This window comes from Streptosporangium sp. NPDC001559, assembly GCF_042893955.1.
Classification (GTDB): domain Bacteria; phylum Actinomycetota; class Actinomycetes; order Streptosporangiales; family Streptosporangiaceae; genus Streptosporangium.
The window spans coordinates 292,511-311,413 of the sequence record NZ_JBIAVG010000009.1 but is presented as its reverse complement, the minus strand read 5'-3'; the positions used below and the strand labels follow the sequence as shown (position 1 = coordinate 311,413).

The following is an 18,903-nucleotide window of genomic DNA, read 5'->3' as shown; positions in this document are numbered from 1 at the left end:
AACTCATTAAACTTTGGCCCCTGGCGAGTTCCCCATGCCATGTTTCACCCCATCCCTGTACGAAAGGGTGCCATGCCCCGCGTGGTCCTGCTGGGTTCTTCACCCGGCACCTCAACCGCTTTCGGCCAGCCGACGCCGCCCGCCGCGCTGACCCTGCCCGCGCTCCCCGGCTCCCCCACGGTGATCGGCAAGCTGCACGGACAGATCGCCTCCCTTGATCCCGCGCCGGTGACGATCGTCCGTTCCGGCGAGGCCGCGGTTCACCGGGGTCTTCCCGGCCGCCTCGTCGAGACCGCGAATCTCGCGGACGACCTGCGCGCCGTCGCCGACGCGGTCGAGGACGCGACGGAGAACCTGCTCATCCTCCCCGCGAACTCGCTGATCCACGACGAGCTGATCTACCAGATCACCAAGTCGAAACGCGGCGCGCTCGCTCTGATCACCAAGGAGCCCCGTGAGGAGGACGAGAACGGCGACTTCATCGTCCCCGACGTCCCGATCGACGAGGCGCTGCCGGAGATCGGCGACCGGAGCCTGGAGGGCCTGCCGGTCAGGGTGCGGGCGAGCAAGTCCCGGGTGATCTCGGTCGGCTCCGCCTTCCACGCGGTGACCCGTCCGAACTCCGTCCTGCTCGGCCCGTTGCACCTGCACCACAAGCACGCGGCCACGCTGGCCGAGGCGGCCCGTGAGCTGGCCGACATGGCCCACCTGTTCGGCCCCGAGGACGACCTGATCCAGCTCCTCGTCCTCGGCCTGGTACGGCGGGGCGTCTCGGTCGGCATCCGGGGCAGGCGCGACCTGTTCTTCCGCCGGTTGAACACCCCGGAGGAGGCCGTGCAGGCGGTCGCCGAGATGGCGGGGTTCAACGAGGACAGGGCCCGCCTGAACAACGCGGTCAAGGGCGCCGACGGCTTCTTCACCACCTACTTCGTCAGCACCTACTCGCGCTTCATCGCCCGTTGGGCGGCCAGGCGCGGGCTCACCCCGAACCAGGTCACACTGATCTCGATCGCGCTCGGCGTCGCGTCCGCTGCGTGCTTCGCGACCGGCGCGCGGCCCGGCATGATCGCGGGTGCCATCCTGATCTACTTCGCGTTCGTCTTCGACTGCGTGGACGGTCAGGTCGCGCGTTACGCCCGCAAGTTCGGCGTGCTCGGCGCCTGGCTCGACGCCACCTTCGACCGGTTCAAGGAGTATGTGGTCTTCGCCGGGCTCGCGGTCGGCGCGGCCGTCTCCGGGGTCGGCGACGTGTGGACGCTGGCGCTGACCGCGATCGCCCTGCAGTCCGTCAAGCACCTGCTCGACTTCTCCTTCGGCGCGGCCAACCGGCGCAGGCCTCCGGCCCCGCTGCCCTCGATGCCGTTGTCCGTCAGCCCCGACACCGAGCTGCGCGCGGCGCTGGAGCAGCGCAAGATCGCCCGTAGCGGCGGCATCCGCGGCCTGCTGAAGATGTGGAGCAAGGCCGGCAGGAACAGGGCCGTCTACTGGGCCCGCAAGATGGTCGTCTTCCCGATCGGCGAGCGCTTCGCCGCCATCGCGCTCGTCAGCGCCTTCTTCGACGCCAGGATCACCTTCATCACCCTGATCATCTGGGGCGGCGTCGCCACCGCCTACACGCTCACCGGACGCCTGATGAGGTCGCTCGCATGATCACCCAGCCGCAGACAACCCCCGTTCCCGACCCCTATCTGGAGCGGCTGCGCATCCAGACCGCCCGGCTGCTCGCCTACCGCGACGACGGCCCGCTCGTCGCCGCGCTGCGCGGCCGGGTCGGGCCCGGGCTGCCCCCGGTGCCCGGGGCGCTCGCCGCGCTCGTGGTGATCGTCGCGGTCGCGGTCGCCGGGGTGCTGACCCAGGGGCCGATCCTGCTCCTGCCCGCCCTGGTCATGCTGGTCCTGGTGCTGCCGACGGCCGCCCGTGACCACCTGGGCAAGCTCGACTGGCTGGTTCCCCCGCTGATCAGGGCGGCCGAGTTCCTGACGATCATCCTCGTCGGTCTGGCCGCCGGCGTACCCAAGTGGCTGCTGTTCGTGCTGCTCTACGTGGTCGGCTACCACACCTACGACACGGTCTACCGGACGCGGCAGAGCATCTGGCCGCCCGACTGGGTGTTCAAGGCCGGTCTCGGCTGGGAGCTGCGGCTGCTGGCGATCGGCGCGGGGGCCGCGTTCGGCGCCGCCACCTGGGTCGTCGCCGCGCTCACGCTGTACCTCGGCGTGCTGTTCGCCGTGGAGAGCGTGACGAGCTGGGTGCGCCTGGACAAGGCCTCCGCGCTGGCCCAGGCCTCCGACGACCTTGAGGCCTCCCCCGAGGAGGCCCTTGAGCAGACGACGGGCGAGGCCGAGCCCGCCTGATCCCGCTTCTCCAGCGAGGGCCGCGACGCGCGTCGCGGCCCTCGTGCTGTGTTAGAAAGCAGCGTGGAACTGGACCGGTTGGATCGTGACATCATCGGGGCGCTCGTCGAGGACGCCCGCGCAACCTATGCCGAGATCGGGCAGCGGGTGGGCCTGTCCGCCTCGGCGGTGAAGCGCCGGGTCGACCGGTTGCGCGAGGTGGGGGCGATCACCGGGTTCACCGCCAGGGTCGAGCCAGCGGCGCTCGGCTGGACCACCGAGGCCTACGTCGAGCTGTTCTGCGCGGGCAAGACCTCGCCGTCGGAGATCGGGGTCGCCGTCACCCGGCATCCCGAGGTCGTCTCGGCGTGCACCATCACCGGTGAGGCGGACGCGCTGCTGCACATCAGGGCCACCGACGTGCGCCATGTGGAGCAGGTGATCGAGCGCATCGCCGCCGAGCCCTTCGTGGTCCGTACGAAGAGTTCCATCGTGCTCTCCCGGCTGATCGACGCCCCGCTGCTGACATCACGCAACGAATCGCCGTTCCTCGCCTGAATCACGCAAGAGACCTGCGGCAACGCGCAAGATCAGGCTATTGGCCCCGAATATGCCCCGTTTCTAGGCTGGTGCCGTCTCCCACCACAACATCCTTTACGGGGTTCTCAATGACGAGGCACTACCTCATGTGTCGGCCCGACCACTTCGCCGTCGAGTACGCGATCAACCCGTGGATGGACCCGGAGGCGGGCGCGGACCGTGAGGTCGCGATCCGTCAGTGGGAGGGGCTCAAAGGCGTCTACGAGGAGCTCGGCCACCGGGTCAGCCTGATCGACCCGGTGGAGGGCCTGCCCGACATGGTCTTCGCCGCCAACGGCGCCCTGGTCGTGGGCGGCAGGGTGTACGGCGCGCGCTTCACGCATCCCGAGCGGGCCGCGGAGGGCCCCGCCTACCTGGAGTGGTTCACCTCCAACGGCTACACCGCCGCGCGTGAGGCCGAGTTCACCAACGAGGGCGAGGGCGACTTCCTCACCCTCGACCACCTGGTGCTCGCGGGGACCGGGTTCCGCACGGACGTGGCGGCGCACGGGGAGGCGCAGGAGTTCCTCGGCCGCCCGGTGGTCTCGCTGCGGCTGGTCGATCCCCGCTTCTACCACCTCGACACCGCGCTCTTCCCGCTGAACGGGCACAACGTGGCGTACTTCCCCGAGGCCTTCTCCCCGGGGAGCCAGGAGGCGCTCAGGAACCTGTTCCCCGACGCCGTCGTCGCCACCGAGGACGACGCCGTGGTGCTCGGCCTCAACGCGGTCAGCGACGGCACCCACGTGGTGATCAACGCCGAGGCGACCGGCCTGCAACTGGAGCTCAAGCGGCGCGGCTTCGAGGTCGTGCCGGTCGAGCTGGCCGAACTGCGCAAGGCGGGGGGCGGACCCAAGTGCTGCACCCTGGAAATCCGGGGATAAAGCAGACAGAACGCAACAAAAGGCAAGGAACGGCGAACGGACCGATGACGAGCACAGAAGAGTTCATCGAGCTCAGCGAGCGCCGCAGCGCGCACAACTACCACCCTCTCCCCGTCGTGATCCACGAGGCTCAGGGCGCCTGGGTCACCGACGTCGAGGGCAGGCGCTATCTGGACTGCCTGTCCGGCTACTCCTCACTGAACTTCGGCCACGGCAACCCGAAGATCATCGAAGCGGCCCAGGAGCAACTGGCCAGACTCACCCTGACCAGCCGCGCCTTCTTCCACGACCAGTTCGCCGCCTTCGCCGCCGGCCTCGGCGACCTCACCGGCAAGGACATGGTCCTGCCGATGAACACCGGCGCGGAGGCCGTGGAGACCGCGATCAAGGTGGCCCGCAAGTGGGGCTACGAGGTCAAGGGCGTGCCGGACGGCCAGGCCGAGATCATCGTGATGGAGGACAACTTCCACGGCCGTACCACCACGATCGTCAGCTTCTCCACCGACCCCGACGCCCACGACGGCTTCGGCCCGTACACCCCCGGCTTCAGGATCGTGAAGTACGGCTCGATCGAGGCGATCCGCGAGGCCGTGGGTCCCAACACGGTCGCGGTGCTGCTCGAACCCATCCAGGGGGAGGCGGGCGTGCTCGTCCCGCCGGACGGCTACCTCACCCAGGTCCGCGAGCTCTGCTCGGCGGAGAACATCCTGATGATCGCCGACGAGATCCAGTCGGGGCTCGGCCGTACCGGTGAGACCTTCGCCTGTGAGCACGAGGGCGTCGTGCCCGACGTCTACGTGCTGGGCAAGGCCCTGGGCGGCGGTGTCGTCCCGGTCTCGGCGATCACCGCCGACCAGGACGTGCTCGGCGTCATCAAGCCCGGCCAGCACGGCTCGACCTTCGGCGGCAACCCGCTGGCCTGCGCGGTCGCGAACGCGGTCGTCGAGATGCTCCGCACCGGCGAGTACCAGGCGCGGGCCAGGGAACTCGGCACGGTGCTGCACGAGAGGCTGCGCGCCCTCGTCGGCCGGGGCGTGGTCACCGTACGCGGCCGTGGCCTGTGGGCGGGCGTCGACATCGACCCCTCCCTGGCCACCGGCAGGCAGGTCTCCGAGGCGCTGATGCGCCTGGGGGTACTGGCCAAGGACACCCACGGTTCGACGATCCGTCTCGCCCCGCCCATCGTCGTCTCCGAGGAGGACCTCCTGTGGGCCGTCGACCGGCTCGCCGAGGCCCTGACGGAGTTCGCGAAGTAGGAGATCACCGGCCTCGGTTACGTTCCAGGCGATCTAGGCTGGAGTGGACATCGCGTCGTCGCCGTGGAAGCCGCCGTCCTGGCCGCCCCGGCGGACGTGGCGCGGGCGGTGGCTCCGGGGGGGGTTCGGCAGGTGGCGGCGTCGGGTGGGCTTGGTCGGCGTTCTTTCCTGACCGGGCCGGGTCCCGGCGCCAGACCACCCCTGCGCGCGCGGCTCACCGGCCCCGCGGGGCTCCTCATGGTCGCGCTCTCCGTCGCGGCGATGCTCGCCGTCTCCCTGCTCGGGCCGTCCGCGGCGGTTCCCGAGCTGGGCGCGGGTGCGCCGCCCTGGTCCCTGCGCCTGGACCCGCCACAGACGCCGGTGATCCAGCTCGGCTGGGTGGCCCTGCTCGCCGGGGGGCTGGGGACGTGCGCCGCGCTGTACGCGCTGCGCCGCGGGTGGCTCCCCGTGCGGGGCCTGTTCGCGGTCGGCACGCCGCTCGTCGTCGCCCTCCTGACGCTCGTGCCGCCCGCCGGGTCGACGGACGTGCTCAACTACGCGGTCTACGGGCGGATCGCCGCCCTGGGACACGACCCGTACGTGACTCCCCCGGCCTGGCTGCACGGGATCGGCGACCCGGTCGGCGACCTGACCCCGCTCGCCTGGCGGAACACCCCCTCGGTTTACGGCCCGCTGGCCACCTGGGCGCAGTTCGCGGCCTCACGGCTCGGCGGCGACTCCATGGCGGCGACCGTGTTCGCCTTCAAGGTCATCCTCGCCCTGGCGTTCCTGCTGTCGGCGGTCATGCTCGACCGGCTCGCCGGACCGGAACGCGACCGGCGGGTCAGGGCGCACCTGCTGTGGAGCCTCAACCCGCTGATGCTGTGGCACGTGGTGCTCGGCGGCCACATGGACGGTCTGGGCGCGTTCCTGCTGGTGGCCGCCCTGTTCGCGCTGCGCAGGCCGGGGATGGGCTCCGGCCTGGTCTCCGGGGCGCTGCTGGGCGCCGCGGCGGCCGTCAAGGCGCCGTTCGTGCTGGCCGGGGCCGGGCTCGCCTGGGCCGCCCGCCACCGGGCGGGACCGTTCCTGACCCTGGGGATGGGCGCGTTCACCGCACTGGTCACGCTGTACGCGACGCAGGGTCCCGAGGCGCTGGCGAACGTGGCGGGCAAGGTCGGCGACCGTTCGCTGGCCGACCCGTGGCAGGTGCTCGTCAGGGACCTGGGGCCCGAGGCCGTGGAGCTCGAAGGGCGGCTCGCCCTGGGCGCGGCGTTGCTCGCCGCGCTCCTGCTGTGCTGGCGGCTGCCGCAGGGGCCGTCCGGCCTGCCCGCCGTACGGCCCGCGCTGGCGTGGTGCCTGGGCTGGCTGCTCACCTCGCCGGTTCAGCATCCCTGGTACGACGCGATGCTGTTCCCGCTGCTCGCCCTGATGCCCGCCTCCCGGCTCGACGGGCCGCTGCTCGTCAGGGGCGTCGTCACCGGGCTGATCTACCTGCCGGGCGCGACCGCCCTGCTGCGGTTGCAGCCGACGCCGCTGACCCGGTGGATCGCCGAGGTCTACCGGCCGTGGATCGCCCCGCTGGTCTCGGACGCCGTCATCCTGTACGTCGTCGTGCTCGCCCTGGCCGGTGCCCTGGGCGTGCGCGCCCTGCCCGGGGTACGGCGGGCCGCCGTACCGGAACGGGAGCCGGTGTCCGTCAGGTGAGCGATCAGGTGAGGCGCACGGTGGTGATCTCGGAGACGTCGTCCCCGGAGATGGTCGCGGTGTCCCAGCGGGCCGAGGGCGGCGTGGTGTCCAGGGACAGGGTGGCCAGCGCGTTGGAGAACCACGGACCGTTGGTCACCCGCCAGCCGAACGGCGGCCGGGGAATGCGCGCCAGGCGCGCGAGCCAGCCGCCGACCAGGGTGGCCAGGCCGAACTGCGCGACGATGTTGGCCAGTCTGAGCGTACGGCTCAGCGGGTTGCGGATCGGCGAGCAGACGAGCTGGTGAATGGGCAGCCCGTCCGCCTTGGCCACGTAGGAGTAGTGCACGTCACCGGAGAGCAGGATGACCGGTTTGCCGACCTTCGCCAGTAGCCGGGACAGATCCTCGAAGGAACGGCGGAAGGCCGCCCAGTGTTCGAGGTCGAAGGCCTGGCGCAGGGCCTCCGACCAGCGGGCGACCAGTCTGCCCCAGGCCCCCTGGGCGAGGGCCTCGTTCCAGTTCTGGACGTGGTGGATGCCCGCGGGCAGCAGGAACGGCACCGAGGTGCCGATCACGAAGCGCTCCGCGCCGTCCCGGTCGAGCTGCTCGACGAGCCACTCCCACTCGACCGGGTCGATCATGCGCCGGTCGCCGGGGGTGAGCTGTCTGGCGCAGCGGGAGTCGAGCATGATCAGACGGGTGTCGCCGAGGTCGCGGCAGTAGCTCCACCTGCTGTCCACCGGGACCTCGTAGGCGTGCTCGGCGAAGGCGTCGAGCAGCTTTCCCCCGTCGCCCTCGGCCGCGCGCAGCTCACGGAACAACCCGTCGGCGGCGCGCTCGGCCGGTGACATGTTGCCCAGGTGCTGGTAGATCCAGTAGGCGCCGAGGCCGGAGACCACCCGCCTGTGCCACCAGGGGACCCCGGCCATCTTCTCCCGCCAGTCGGCGGAGGTGTTGAAGTCGTCCCGCAGGTCGTGGTCGTCGAAGATCATCGCGGTGGGCACGGACGAGAGGATCCAGCGGATCTCCGGATCGGTCCAGGCGATCCGGTACAGCTCGGCGTACTCCTCGAAGTCGGCGATCTCGGTCTTGGGCTCGCTGTCCCTGCGCGCGGCGATGAACTCGAGCATCTCGGCGGACGGCTCGTCGGCGTAGACCTGGTCACCGAGCAGCAGGAGCAGGTCGGGCCACTCCTCGGGGGGCCTGCCGGCCAGGACGCGGGCGTAGGCGCGCAGCACGTCCACGCCGTGGGAGAGGGTGTGCGGGGCGTCGTGCGGCACGCTGGTCCGGCACGAGCCGAACATCACCTTTTTCGGGCCGCCCGGATCCAGGAACCGGATGTGACCGGCCGGGCGGCCGGGCGGCGGCCACACGACCTCCCCGTCGAGGCGGACCCGGTAGTCGCCCTCGCCCTCGACGTCCACGACGGCGTAATGGTGGCCGTGGACGGAGAAGGTCGGTGAGCTCGCCCCGGCCCCGTCCGCCTCGACGGTCACCTCGCACGGCACGCTGGTCTCGACCCAGATCGAGGCGCTCGTCGCGTCCACGTGACGCAGCAGCGGACCGACCACAAGTTCCGGCACGTTCTATCCCCTCAGGCCATCGCGGAACGGTTGGTTCCCGCCGTTTCGAGGTGTGCCTCTGCCCGGCGGACCGTCCGGATAACGACTGTCCCATCCCATTGGGGAAACGCACAAAAAACGGCTATCAGTCCGCAACATATCCATCATGACATGGCAAAGGACCCATAAATAGTCTGATCATCACAAACCATCAAGAGTGGAGCAATGGCGCTCCGCTCACCGCATGGAGGCCTGACCCTCATGACCCTCATGGTGCCGTCAAAGACGCCGGCGACCGCCCTCACCGATCACGATCCCCTCGAAGCCGCCCTCCACCGTCTCGACGAGACGACCCTCCTGCTCGGGCTGGACGACGGCCTGCGCGCGATGCTCGCCTCCCCACGCCGCTCGCTGACCGTATCGGTGCCGGTCCGCCGTGAGGACGGCCGGATGGACGTCGTCCAGGGCTTCCGGGTGCAGCACAGCACCGTCCTCGGCCCGGCCAGGGGCGGCACGCGCTTCGCCCCCTCGGCCGGCCTCCAGGAGGTCACCGCGCTGGCCATGGTCACGACCTGGAAGCACGCGCTCGCGGGCGTGCCGTACGGCGGGGCCAGGGGAGGTGTCCGCGTCGACCCCGCGGGGCTGGACGCCCGGGAGCTGGAGCGGGTGACCAGGCGATACGTCAACGAGATCATGACGATCGCCGGTTCCGACGGGGAGGTCCCCACGCCCGACCCGGACGCCGACGAGCGGATCGCCGCCTGGATGGCCGACGGCCGTTCGGCGCCCGGCACGAGGACCGGCACAGTGGCCGGCACGATGGCCGGCGAGACCGCGGCGACGGCCTCCGGCGTGGCGGCGGCCGTGCTGGGGGTCCTGGGAGAGGGCGTCCGTACGGTCGCGGTGCACGGCCCCGGCGAGACAGCCCGGCTGGCCGCGCTGCGCCTGGCCGGGGAGGGTTTCCGGGTGGTCGCGCCCTCCGGCGGTGAGCCTCTCGGACTCGGGGTGGACGCGCTCGTCCTGGCCGCCCCGGTCACCGCGGAGCTGGCCCGCGACGTCAGGGCCCCTCTCGTGGTCGAGGCGGCCGACGGCCTGCTGTCCCCCGAGGCCGACGCGGTCCTCGCCGAGGCGGGGACCGTCGTGGTCCCCGACGTCCTGACGGGTGCGGGCGGAGTACTCGCCACCCGTCCCGACCTGGCCCGGCGGTGCTTCGACACGGTCGCGGCGACGGCCGCCGAACGCGGGATCACGCTGCGTCAGGCCGCCTGGGCCGTCGCCGTCGGACGGGTCGCCCGGGCACACGGGGCACGGCTCCGAAGCCCCCTGTCGTAAGCCTTCCGCGTCCTGCCCCGGGGCAGGACGAAGGCCCGGTCCCCCCTCGGGGGCCGGGCCGTGAGACCTCCCGCCGCCCTGGGGGCGGCGGGGGAACGCTCAGGAACGCAGCGCGGGAACGGCGGTGCCGTCCCGCTCGGCGAGCCTGCCCGGAGGCCGCTCGGTGAGCCGGTCCGACGGCCGCTCGGCAGGGGCCTCGTTCAGCGCCCTGACCAGCCGTTCGAGCTCGCTCATGAGCTGTTCGGTGCGTTCGGTGCCGTAGGCGGCCTCGATCTCCCTGTGGTGCTCCGCGATCGATCCCTCGACGCGGTTGAGCAGCTCGGCACCACGGTCGGCGAGGAACACCGCGACCCTGCGGCGGTCGGCGGGGTCGTGGCCGCGATAGACGAACGCGCGGTCGATGAGCCGGTCGATCGCCTTGGTGAGCGTCGGATGCGGCATCAGAACCGTCTCGGCCAGATCCCCCATCGAGTGGCCGCAATCGTCGGCGAGGGCACGAAGTATGCGCCACTGCTCGACGCTGACGTCCTCAGCGGTGAGCGCGGCGGCGAGACCTCGGTTGACACTACGCTCGGCTCGGCTGAGCAGGTAGGCCAGCGAGGATCCCAGCCCGGTCGTCACCATGTGAAGCTCCCGTCTGTATCCCGGGTGAGTAACGGGCCTCCCATACCCGTCCTTTCAGGAGGATACTCTGCAATGTGGCAGAAGCCATCACACCCGTGATCGAACCCCTGGAAGCTCAGCTCCTCCAAGGGGTCGCCCTACGTGTCGGGCTCGTGGTCCCCATCTCCGGGGTCCTCGGGCTTGTAGGCCCATGCGCGATCAACTGCGCCGTCCTCGCCTCCGACGAGGTGAACCTCACAGGCGGCATTCTCGGCAGACCGGTCGAGCTGGTCCTCATCGACGGAGGGAGACCCGCGGAGGAGGTGGCCGCCGAGGTCGGGGAACTGGCGCGCGGCAAGGTGATCGACGCGGTCGTCGGCACCTGTGGCAGTGATGTCCGGATCTCGATCGTGCGGGCGCTCGCCGGGCGCCTGCCGTTCGTGTACGCCCCGCCCTACGAGGGAGGCGGCCACTCCCCCGGCGTCTACTTCCTCGGGGAGACACCGGAACGGCAGCTCAAGCCGGGGCTCGACTGGCTGATCGAGCTGCGGCGGGCCAAGCGGTGGTTCCTGCTGGGCAACGACTACATCTGGCCGCGCCTGGTTCACGGGGCCACTCGGCGCTACCTCGCCTCGCGCGGGGCGTCGGTGGTCGGCGAACGCTACGTCCCGTACGGCAAGCCCGACCTGAGCAGGATTCTGGACCACCTGGTGGCCAGCAGGCCGGATGCCGTACTTCTCAGTCTGATCGGCAGTGACCTGGTCGACTTCAACCGCGCCTTCACCGCGGCGGGCCTGGGCTTCCCCCGTCTCTGCGGGGCGCTGGAGGAGCACGGCCTGCTCGGCATCGGCGGCGACGACACCGGCGAGCTATACGGCGCTATGGGGTATTTCTCCAGTCTCGTCACCGATGACAGCTTGAGTCTGGGAGAGCGTTACACTCGCCGTTTCGGATCAAATGCGCCGTTGCTCAACGGGCACGGCCAGGGCTGCTATGAGGCGGTGCTGATGCTCGCGGCACTCGCGAGACGCGCGGGAACCCTCCACGTGCCCGCGCTTGACGAGGTCGCCGACGGCACCTCCATCGTCACCGCGCGGGGACGCCTGACCCTCCAGGACCACGGGGTACAGCGTGGCGCCCACATCGGCAGAGCGGACGGTCTCGATTTCGACATCGTTCGTTAAAAAGTTGCCTCTGCAAACTTTTCCTTTTCAAGGATTCGTCCTAAAGTGACGCTTGCAACATCTCTTTTAGGAGTAGTTCCATGACTACTGACCCCTCCCTGGAACAGTTCGGTTACCGGCAGGAGCTCCGAAGGACGCTGAGCTTCAATGACCTGCTGATCTACGGACTGATCTTCATGGTCCCGATCGCGCCCTTCGGGATCTTCGGAAGCGTCTTCCAGGCGTCCGGTGGCATGGTCGCACTCGCGTACATCATCGGTATGGTCGCCATGGCCTTCACCGCGTTCTCCTACGCGCAGATGGCCAAGGCCTTCCCGATGGCCGGATCGGTCTACACCTACGCGGGCCGGGGAATCGTCGGTCCCGTCGGCTTCCTCGCCGGCTGGGCGATGCTGCTCGACTACGTGCTGGTGCCCGCGCTGCTGTACCTCATCGCCAGCCTGGCGATGGCGTCGTTCATACCGCTGCCGGTATGGGCCTGGCTGCTGGTGTTCATCGTCCTCAACACGGTCGTCAACTACACCGGCATCCAGATGACCGCGCGGATCACGAGGTACATGCTGATCGCCGAGCTCGTCGTGCTCGCGATCTTCATCATCATCGGTCTGTTCGCGCTCCTTCAGGGCAAGGCGCAGACCGGCGCGTTGACTCCCTTGTTCAACCCCGACACCTTCTCCTGGCCGCTGGCCTTCGGTGCGGTCTCCGTCGCGGTGCTCTCCTTCCTCGGCTTCGACGGCATCTCCATGCTGGCCGAGGAGAGCAAGGTCGACAGCGCCAAGATCGGCCGCTCGATGATCGCCGCCCTGGGCCTGGCCGGCGCCCTGTTCATCGTGCAGACCTGGATCGGCGCGCTGCTCACCCCCAACCGCAGCCAGCTGCTGAGCGGTGGCGACCCCAACGGCACCGCCTTCTACGACATGGCCGAGTTCGCCGGTGGCCACTGGCTGAGCATCCTGACCGCGGTCTCCACCGCCATCGCCTGGGGCTTCGCCAACTCCCTGGTCGCCCAGGCCGCCACCTCGCGTCTGCTGTACGCCATGGCCCGTGACCGCCAGCTGCCCGCCTTCCTCTCCAAGATCCACCCCAAGACCAAGGTGCCGGTCAACGCCACCATCCTGGTCGCCCTCATCTCCCTGGGCGTCGGTCTCTTCCTGGCCAACCGTGAGGACGGCATCGCGCTGATCAGCAGCCTGGTCAACTTCGGCGCGATGACCGCCTTCCTGGCCCTGCACCTGTCGGTGATCGTGCACTACTTCTTCAAGAAGCGCAGTCGTGACCTGTGGCGGCACCTGCTCGCCCCGCTGATCGGCTTCGGCATCCTGGTCTACGTGGTGATCAACGCCAGCATCGCCGCACAGTTCGTGGGCATCGTCTGGCTCGCCATCGGCCTGCTGGTGCTCGCCACCTTCTTCGCCTACGGCCGCCGTCCCCTGCTGGCCGCCCTCGGCGAGTCCCACGACGCCCCCCTGAAGTAGGTCCCCCGCGACGACGTAGCCGCACACCCCCCGCGTCACGCCCCCTTCCGATTCACACAAGGACAGTAGATGCACGAGATCTTTCTTGAGGTGGAGGAGGGTTCCACCTGTGCCCTCCCCGGTTCGGTGACGCGCCTCAGCCAGGCGGGTGTGCGGTGAACGTCGTCTCCTACCGTCCCTCCCCCGAGGAACTCAGCTACACCTTCGGCGGCAGGCCCGCCGTCGGCACGGTCAAGCCCGGCACGCTCCTCGAGCTCTACACCGAGGACTGCTTCGGCGGCCGGGTCCGCTCCGTCGACGACCTGCCCTCACAGGTCTGCGAGTTCCCCTACCTGAACCCGGTGACCGGCCCCTTCCACGTCGAGGGCGCCGAGCCCGGAGACACGCTGGCGCTGCACTTCGTCTCCATCGAGCCCGCCAGGGACTGGGCGATGTCGGCGACGTTCCCGCACTTCGGGGCGCTGACCGGCACGCACACCACCGCCATGCTGACCCCGCCGCTCGACGAGGTCGTCTGGCGGTACGACATCGACGTGGCCGCGGGTGTGGCGCGTTACCACGCCCGCAACAGCGACTTCACGGTGGAACTGCCGCTCGACCCGATGCACGGCACGGTCGGCGTCGCGCCCGGCGCGTCCGAGGCCCGGATGACCATCACCCCGGACGCCCACGGCGGCAACATGGACACCCCGGAGCTGCGCGCCGGGGTGACCGTCTACCTCGGCGTCAACGTGCCGGGTGGCCTGTTCGCCGTCGGCGACGGGCACGCCCGCCAGGGTCACGGCGAGGTGTGCGGCACGGCCATCGAGTCGGCGATGAACACCGTGGTCGCGGTCGAGCTGATCAAGGGCGTCACCACCCCGTGGCCGCGCCTCGAGGACGACCACAGCCTGATGTCGACCGGTTCGGCCCGTCCGCTTGAGGACGCCTACCGGATCAGTCAGCACGACCTGGTCACCTGGACCTCGGAGGTCACCGGCCTGGAGACGCTGGACGCCTACCAGCTGGTCAGCCAGATCGGCGAGGCTCCGGTCGGCAACGTCTGCGACAGCAACTACACGATGGTCGCCAAGCTCCCCAAGGCCTACCTCGGCGGGAGCGGTGTCTACGAGTCGGCCCACGAGCGTCTGCGCGACCTGGGCCGGCAGTACCTCGCCCAGCGCTGACGGCGCGGGCCCGCGGGGAAGAGACGTCCCGCGCCGCGTACCGCCGGGGTACGGGGCGCGGGGCCTCCCGGAAAAGGGCCGGAGAACGACGACGGGGCCGGTCCTCTCGGATTTCCGAGAGGACCGGCCCCGTCGTCGTTCCGCCCCGGCTCAGCCCGCGCCGGGGACCGCGACGTTCTTCTCCTTGAAGCCGAAGCCGCTGCCGGTGGCCTGCCGCTGCAGTTCACCGAAGACGTTCTTGCTGGCGTCGAGGTCCTTCTCGGTCGCCGTCCCGCCCTTCAGCTTGCTGGTCAGGGCGGCGAAGCTGTTGGTCACGCTCTGCACCGCGTGGCACAGCGCCGGGTTGGCCTCGGCGAACTTCTTGGCCACCTTGAGCTCGTGGAGGGCGAACAGTCCGGCTACGGCGGCCTTCACGAAGGTGCGCTTGCGCTTGTCCGCGCCCTCCTTGAACCCGCCCGCCCGCAGCGGCTTGTAGATGTAGCGGTGGAAGGCGCCCAGCGCGAGCCCGGCGTGCAGGGCGAAGCGCGTCTTGGCGAACCGCTTGGTGTTGCCCGTCGTCGGGCAGGCCGAGTTGTCGCCGGAGACCGTCGGCGACGGCGCGATCCCCGCCCCCTGCGCGCCGACCGGCCCGCCGGCCTGTCCGCCCGCCGCCGGTGCCCCGGCCGCCGGAGCCGTACTCGCCAGAGGCGCCATGGCCGAGGGCGCTCCGGTGCCGCAGCCGCCGAGCAACATCACCGCCAGGAACACCGCGGTCAGCGCGGCGCCCGATCGAGCACTCCGCTCAGTCACTTCTCCCCCTCGCTGGAAATCCGTGACGTCACGTCCGGTTTCCGCACGGGGGGATCATGGATGCCCGGCAACCGCCACAGACAGGATGAGACGGCTTTTCACCGCCCATGGCATCGTCTCCCACCTTCGGCCAGAAAACCGGCATCGACACACCCAGGGGGACGACTCACCCCACGCAGGCGGCCACGATCTCCTCGCACAGGGCGTGGGTGGCCAGGGCGTCCCGCGCGTCCACCGGGGTACCGGCGCGGACCGCGCCGAGGAACTCCAGGCAGGAGCGTTCGATGCCGCGCTGGCGGGAGACGGGCGTCCAGTCGCCGCGGCGGGTCAGGGTCTCCGCGCCGGCGTGGTCGATCACGTCGGCGAGGTTGACCACCCGCCGTTTGACTCCCCCGCCCATCACCTCGACCGTCTCCTCCGCGGCGCCGCTCACCCTGCTCATGATCCCGAAGGCCGTGAAGCCGTCCCCGGACAGTTCGAGCGTCACATGTTCGAGCAGGCCGTCCCTGACCCTGGTCCTGATCCCGGTGTGGTCGACCCGTCCGGGCACCAGGAACCTGAGGGTGTCCACGACGTGGATGAAGTCGTCGAGGACGACCACCCGGGGGTCCTCGGCGAGGTCGGCCCGGTTCTTCTGCATCACGACCAGATGGCGGGGCAGGTCGAGCAGGTCCGTGTACGGCGGCGCCCAGCGGCGGTTGAACCCCACGAAGAGCGAAACCCCCCGGTCGCGGGCGAGCCGTACCAGGCGCTCGGACTCGGCCAGCGTGTAGGCGATCGGCTTGTCCAGGTAGACGTGCACCCCGGCGTCGAGCAGCGGTTCCGCGATCTCCACGTGGGCCTCGGTCGCCGCGTGCACGAAGGCCGCCTCGACCCCGGCGTCGATCACCTCGCCGACCGAGGTGAGTCGGCCTCCGATCCGGTGGGCGTCGCCGAGGCGGTCGAGGGTGGCGCGGTCACGGGTGCACAGGTGCAGGTCGAGGCCGGGGAGCGCGGTCAGCACCGGCAGGTACGCCTTGCGCGCGATGTCCCCGAGCCCGATCATGGCGATCTTCATGCTCAGAGCGTACGGCTCACGCCGCCCTGGCCAGCCGGTCCCCCCACCAGGCGATCGTCGCGGCCAGCGCCTCGTCCATCGGGGTCGGCGTCACGCCGAAGGTCGTCTGGAAGTCGGCCGAGTCCATGACGAAGGGCCGGACGAACTGGTAGCGCAGTTCCTCAAGCTCGGCGAGCATGGGGGACACGAGCCCTCCCGCGCGGATCACCCAGTGGGGCATGGACTTGACGCCGGGGTTCCTGACGCCCGCGAGCTCGCACATCCGCTCGGCGACCTGGCGCGCCGTGATCGGCTCCGTCGTCGGGACGTGCCAGGCGCGACCCCAGGAGCGGTCGTCGGTGGCGGCCGCCACCAGGGCGGCGGCCACGTCGGGCACGTAGGTCCAGCTGTGCGGCTGGTCGGGGTCGCCGATCATGCGTACCGTCTTCCCGCCGAGCAGCCGGGGCACCAGCCGCTCCCCCAGGTGTGACTGGTCGAGGCAGCCCGGTCCGAAGTAGTCCGACCCCCGCACCTCGGTCACCCGGACCTGGCCCGCCCGGTGGGCCTCCAGCGCCTGCCGCCACATCCGCGCCCTGATCTCCCCCTTGGTGCTGGGCGGGGTGAGCGGGTCGTCCTCCCGCATGGGCCGTCCGGGGGCGGCGTAGACGTAGAGGTTGCCGAGGATGACGTATCCCGCTCCGCTCTCCCGTGCCGCGGAGAGCAGTGACTCCGCCAGCGGCGGCCAGTCCTGCGCCCAGCGGTGGTAAGGCGGGTTGACGCAGTTGTAGAGGGCGTCGGCGCCCCTGGCCAGGCCTGCCATCCGCTTCCCGTCGGCCGCGTCGGCGGCGACCCGGGTGACTCCCGGCAGGTCGGGGCCCGATCCCGAGCGGCTGACGAGGACGACCTCGTGTCCCTGCCCGGCCAGGAGTGCGGCGACCTGTGAGCCGACCTGTCCGGCTCCCGCGACGACGTGCTTGCCCATGTCCGTTCCCTTTCCCTCGTTGTGCGCGGTCACTGGTTCCACACCAGCCGCAGCACGGCGTTGACGACGTAGACGGCGGCGAAGACGACGCCGGGGGCCACGCGGCCCGCCATGACCAGCGCCGCGGCGCCGCCACCGAACCACAGGACCTCAAGGGCCACCCTGGCGAACCCGGTGAGCGGGATCATCGCGCCGTTGGCGGCGCCGAAGACCGCCCAGACCACGATGAACAGGGCGGGCGCACCGAGTCCGAGCAGCAGCCGCAGCGGCCAGTTCGGCCCCACGGTGAAGCCCCAGTAGGCGGTCGAACCGAGAACGCCCAGCTCCAGCAGGAACATGACGAGGAGGTTGACGTTCTTGGCCAGGGACAGCATCAGAGGGCTCCTTGCAGATTGCCATTCCGTTTCGAGAGCAATGCTCTCCCAAACCGGCGACATCAGTCAAGAGCAGTGCTCTCTTTTTCTTGCATCGCTCTGATATGGTCCGGACATGAGCTCAAGCCGTACGGCGCGCGAACGCGTCCGCGCCGAACTGACCAGGGAGATCACCGACATCGCACGAGGCCAGCTGGCCACGGAGGGGGCGACGGGCCTGTCACTGCGCGCCGTCGCCCGGGAGATGGGGATGGTCTCCTCCGCGATCTACCGCTACTTCCCGTCTCGGGACGACCTGCTCACGGCCTTGATCATCGACGGCTACAACGCCCTCGGAGAGGCCGTCGAGCAGGCGGACGCCGCCGTCCCACGCGAGGACCACACCGGCCGGTGGCTGGCGGTCTGCCACGCCGTACGGGACTGGGCGCTGGCCCATCCGCACGAGTACGCGCTGCTGTACGGCTCGCCGGTGCCCGGCTACAAGGCGCCGGTCGACACCGTCGCCGCGGCGGTCCGCGACACCGTGGTCTATGGGCGGATCGTCTCCGACGCCCACGGCGCCGGGGTCCTGAACCCGCCGGGCGGCCTTCCCGCCCCTCCCGCGTCCTTCGGCGACGACGCGGCCAGGGTGCGGGCCGTCATCCCCGAGGTTCCCGACGACGTCGTCTCCCGCGCCCTGCTCGCCTGGACCGGGCTGTTCGGCTGGGTCAGCTTCGAGATCTTCGGCCAGTTCAACAACGCGGTCCTGGACCCCGCGACGGCCTTCGAGCACACCATGCGCTGCCACGCGGCCGTGCTCGGACTGCCCGTCTGAGTCACCGGCCGGTGAGCAACGTCCGGTACTCGTCCGGCAGGCCCGCCATGACGTCGAGGAATCCCCGCTCCGTGGTGGCCTCGCGCAGCGTGGTGAAGACGGCCCTGGCGTGCCCCCGCACGTCCTGACCGTCCGCCCGCTGCCGCTCGGCCACCCTCAGCACGAAGTCCTCAAGCGGCATCCGCACGCTCTCCGCGCGCCCCTCCGCCGCCCCCCGCTTGAGCGGCTCGTGCAGCGGCACGGCCAGTTCGCCGATCAGGTTCTCCGCCCTGCCCTCGGCGACGCACTCGGCGAGCGTCTCCAGCACCGCCTCGGTCGCGCGGTGGGCGTCCGCGGCCTCGAGCCCGGCGCGGCTCGCGACCCTGGCGAGGAACTCCTCCGCGGGCATCACCCGGACGCCGCGCCGCCGGGCCTCGGCCACCAGGGAGTCGAAGTCCTCCGGCAGGCAGGCGGCAACACCGTCGATCGCCCCGGGCGCGGTCACCTCGCCGAGCAGCCAGAAGACCTCCCGCGCGTGCCATGCCGCCACCTCGACGTCGACTCCCTCCCGTTCGGCGACCCGGCGCAGGAACTCGTCCACGTCGAAGGGCTCGGGAGCCCTGCCGGTGCGCATCCACGCCCGCACCCGCTCCGGCAACCGCCCGAGCAACCCCTCGCCGACCGAGAGCCGCTCACCCAGCGTCCCGAGTGTCGCGCGCACCGCGCGTTCGGCCTCGTCCTCGCCCAGACCGGCGTACCGCCTCAGGGTGCCGATGAACTCCTCGTACTCCACGGCTCACTCCTCCCCCGGCTCCTCCGGCCCCTCTTATGGTCAGCTACCCCGAATCCCGAATCGGCCACCAACCGCCCCGGTCAACTCGGCGTAGAGGG

The 18,903-nt window shown here is 70.6% G+C and carries 18 protein-coding genes; 11 read left to right on the top strand and 7 right to left on the bottom strand.

The genetic code is table 11. The annotated features are described in order from the left end of the window. The first annotated feature begins 72 nt into the window (after positions 1-72). The 6 genes from ACFYY8_RS21885 (at position 73) to mptB (ending at position 6,735) form a co-directional block, all read left to right on the top strand. Positions 73-1,650, top strand: coding sequence for a CDP-alcohol phosphatidyltransferase family protein (locus ACFYY8_RS21885; protein WP_390043594.1), 1,578 nt, complete (start codon positions 73-75; stop codon positions 1,648-1,650). Next, positions 1,647-2,354, top strand: coding sequence for a DUF5941 domain-containing protein (locus tag ACFYY8_RS21880; protein WP_390043592.1), 708 nt, complete (start codon positions 1,647-1,649; stop codon positions 2,352-2,354). Before ACFYY8_RS21885 ends, ACFYY8_RS21880 begins: the two co-directional genes overlap by 4 nt. Before the next feature lie 63 nt (positions 2,355-2,417). Then, entirely contained in the window at positions 2,418-2,891 is a 474-nt protein-coding gene (locus ACFYY8_RS21875; RefSeq protein ID WP_390043590.1) for an Lrp/AsnC family transcriptional regulator, read from the top strand. A 110-nt stretch (positions 2,892-3,001) separates the two neighbouring features. After that, positions 3,002-3,796 (top strand): dimethylargininase, encoded by a 795-nt coding sequence (gene ddaH / locus ACFYY8_RS21870; RefSeq protein ID WP_390043588.1) that lies wholly within the window; start codon positions 3,002-3,004, stop codon positions 3,794-3,796. Positions 3,797-3,840: 44 nt separating this feature from the next. Continuing rightward, on the top strand, positions 3,841-5,052 hold the full coding sequence (gene rocD / locus ACFYY8_RS21865; protein WP_390043586.1) for an ornithine--oxo-acid transaminase: 1,212 nt from the start codon (positions 3,841-3,843) through the stop codon (positions 5,050-5,052). A 63-nt stretch (positions 5,053-5,115) separates the two neighbouring features. Further along, positions 5,116-6,735 (top strand): polyprenol phosphomannose-dependent alpha 1,6 mannosyltransferase MptB, encoded by a 1,620-nt coding sequence (gene mptB / locus ACFYY8_RS21860; RefSeq protein ID WP_390043584.1) that lies wholly within the window; start codon positions 5,116-5,118, stop codon positions 6,733-6,735. 4 nt (positions 6,736-6,739) lie between these two features. Here mptB and ACFYY8_RS21855 read toward each other — a convergent pair whose 3' ends face one another. Beyond that, positions 6,740-8,299 (bottom strand): alkaline phosphatase D family protein, encoded by a 1,560-nt coding sequence (locus ACFYY8_RS21855; protein WP_390043582.1) that lies wholly within the window; start codon positions 8,297-8,299, stop codon positions 6,740-6,742. Between the two features lie 240 nt (positions 8,300-8,539). Here ACFYY8_RS21855 and ACFYY8_RS21850 point away from each other — a divergent pair, with 240 nt between their 5' ends. Beyond that, positions 8,540-9,610, top strand: coding sequence for a Glu/Leu/Phe/Val dehydrogenase (locus ACFYY8_RS21850; RefSeq protein WP_390043580.1), 1,071 nt, complete (start codon positions 8,540-8,542; stop codon positions 9,608-9,610). A gap of 99 nt (positions 9,611-9,709) precedes the next feature. Here ACFYY8_RS21850 and ACFYY8_RS21845 read toward each other — a convergent pair whose 3' ends face one another. After that, positions 9,710-10,234, bottom strand: coding sequence for a MarR family winged helix-turn-helix transcriptional regulator (locus tag ACFYY8_RS21845; RefSeq protein WP_390043578.1), 525 nt, complete (start codon positions 10,232-10,234; stop codon positions 9,710-9,712). Positions 10,235-10,308: 74 nt separating this feature from the next. On the opposite strand from ACFYY8_RS21845, the gene ACFYY8_RS21840 reads away from it, so the two are divergent. The 3 genes from ACFYY8_RS21840 to ACFYY8_RS21830 all read left to right on the top strand — a co-directional run bounded on the left by ACFYY8_RS21840 (position 10,309) and on the right by ACFYY8_RS21830 (position 14,038). Next, a complete protein-coding gene (locus tag ACFYY8_RS21840) occupies positions 10,309-11,397 on the top strand; it encodes a substrate-binding domain-containing protein (RefSeq protein WP_390043576.1) in 1,089 nt (362 codons plus the stop codon). Positions 11,398-11,477: 80 nt separating this feature from the next. Beyond that, entirely contained in the window at positions 11,478-12,872 is a 1,395-nt protein-coding gene (locus ACFYY8_RS21835) for an APC family permease (RefSeq protein ID WP_390043574.1), read from the top strand. 155 nt (positions 12,873-13,027) lie between these two features. Next, positions 13,028-14,038 (top strand): acetamidase/formamidase family protein, encoded by a 1,011-nt coding sequence (locus tag ACFYY8_RS21830; protein WP_390043572.1) that lies wholly within the window; start codon positions 13,028-13,030, stop codon positions 14,036-14,038. A 150-nt stretch (positions 14,039-14,188) separates the two neighbouring features. On the opposite strand, the gene ACFYY8_RS21825 is transcribed toward ACFYY8_RS21830, so the two are convergent. The 4 genes from ACFYY8_RS21825 to ACFYY8_RS21810 all read right to left on the bottom strand — a co-directional run bounded on the left by ACFYY8_RS21825 (position 14,189) and on the right by ACFYY8_RS21810 (position 17,219). Further along, complete coding sequence (locus tag ACFYY8_RS21825; protein ID WP_390043570.1) at positions 14,189-14,827, bottom strand: hypothetical protein; 639 nt, start codon at positions 14,825-14,827, stop codon at positions 14,189-14,191. A gap of 166 nt (positions 14,828-14,993) precedes the next feature. Then, on the bottom strand, positions 14,994-15,884 hold the full coding sequence (locus ACFYY8_RS21820) for a Gfo/Idh/MocA family protein (RefSeq protein WP_390043568.1): 891 nt from the start codon (positions 15,882-15,884) through the stop codon (positions 14,994-14,996). Between the two features lie 16 nt (positions 15,885-15,900). Next, positions 15,901-16,845 (bottom strand): NAD-dependent epimerase/dehydratase family protein, encoded by a 945-nt coding sequence (locus tag ACFYY8_RS21815; RefSeq protein ID WP_390043566.1) that lies wholly within the window; start codon positions 16,843-16,845, stop codon positions 15,901-15,903. Between the two features lie 29 nt (positions 16,846-16,874). Continuing rightward, a complete protein-coding gene (locus tag ACFYY8_RS21810; RefSeq protein WP_390043564.1) occupies positions 16,875-17,219 on the bottom strand; it encodes a YrdB family protein in 345 nt (114 codons plus the stop codon). 115 nt (positions 17,220-17,334) lie between these two features. On the opposite strand from ACFYY8_RS21810, the gene ACFYY8_RS21805 reads away from it, so the two are divergent. After that, positions 17,335-18,033 carry a TetR/AcrR family transcriptional regulator gene (locus ACFYY8_RS21805; RefSeq protein WP_390043562.1) on the top strand — a complete coding sequence of 233 codons (699 nt, stop codon included), beginning with the start codon at positions 17,335-17,337 and terminating at the stop codon, positions 18,031-18,033. Between the two features lies 1 nt (position 18,034). Here ACFYY8_RS21805 and ACFYY8_RS21800 read toward each other — a convergent pair whose 3' ends face one another. After that, on the bottom strand, positions 18,035-18,805 hold the full coding sequence (locus ACFYY8_RS21800; RefSeq protein ID WP_390043560.1) for a DUF2267 domain-containing protein: 771 nt from the start codon (positions 18,803-18,805) through the stop codon (positions 18,035-18,037). Between the last annotated feature and the right edge of the window lie 98 nt (positions 18,806-18,903).

Bases quoted from the DNA above. Each gene is read 5' to 3' on its own strand.
- rocD (WP_390043586.1), top strand. From the start codon at position 3,841: ATGACGAGCACAGAAGAGTTCATCGAGCTCAGCGAGCGCCGCAGCGCG.
- ACFYY8_RS21835 (WP_390043574.1), top strand. From the start codon at position 11,478: ATGACTACTGACCCCTCCCTGGAACAGTTCGGTTACCGGCAGGAGCTC.
- ACFYY8_RS21850 (WP_390043580.1), top strand. From the start codon at position 8,540: ATGACCCTCATGGTGCCGTCAAAGACGCCGGCGACCGCCCTCACCGAT.
- ACFYY8_RS21805 (WP_390043562.1), top strand. From the start codon at position 17,335: ATGAGCTCAAGCCGTACGGCGCGCGAACGCGTCCGCGCCGAACTGACC.
- ACFYY8_RS21885 (WP_390043594.1), top strand. From the start codon at position 73: ATGCCCCGCGTGGTCCTGCTGGGTTCTTCACCCGGCACCTCAACCGCT.
- ACFYY8_RS21880 (WP_390043592.1), top strand. From the start codon at position 1,647: ATGATCACCCAGCCGCAGACAACCCCCGTTCCCGACCCCTATCTGGAG.
- ACFYY8_RS21820 (WP_390043568.1), bottom strand. From the start codon at position 15,884: ATGAAGATCGCCATGATCGGGCTCGGGGACATCGCGCGCAAGGCGTAC.
- ACFYY8_RS21815 (WP_390043566.1), bottom strand. From the start codon at position 16,845: ATGGGCAAGCACGTCGTCGCGGGAGCCGGACAGGTCGGCTCACAGGTC.
- ACFYY8_RS21845 (WP_390043578.1), bottom strand. From the start codon at position 10,234: ATGGTGACGACCGGGCTGGGATCCTCGCTGGCCTACCTGCTCAGCCGA.
- ACFYY8_RS21810 (WP_390043564.1), bottom strand. From the start codon at position 17,219: ATGCTGTCCCTGGCCAAGAACGTCAACCTCCTCGTCATGTTCCTGCTG.
- ddaH (WP_390043588.1), top strand. From the start codon at position 3,002: ATGACGAGGCACTACCTCATGTGTCGGCCCGACCACTTCGCCGTCGAG.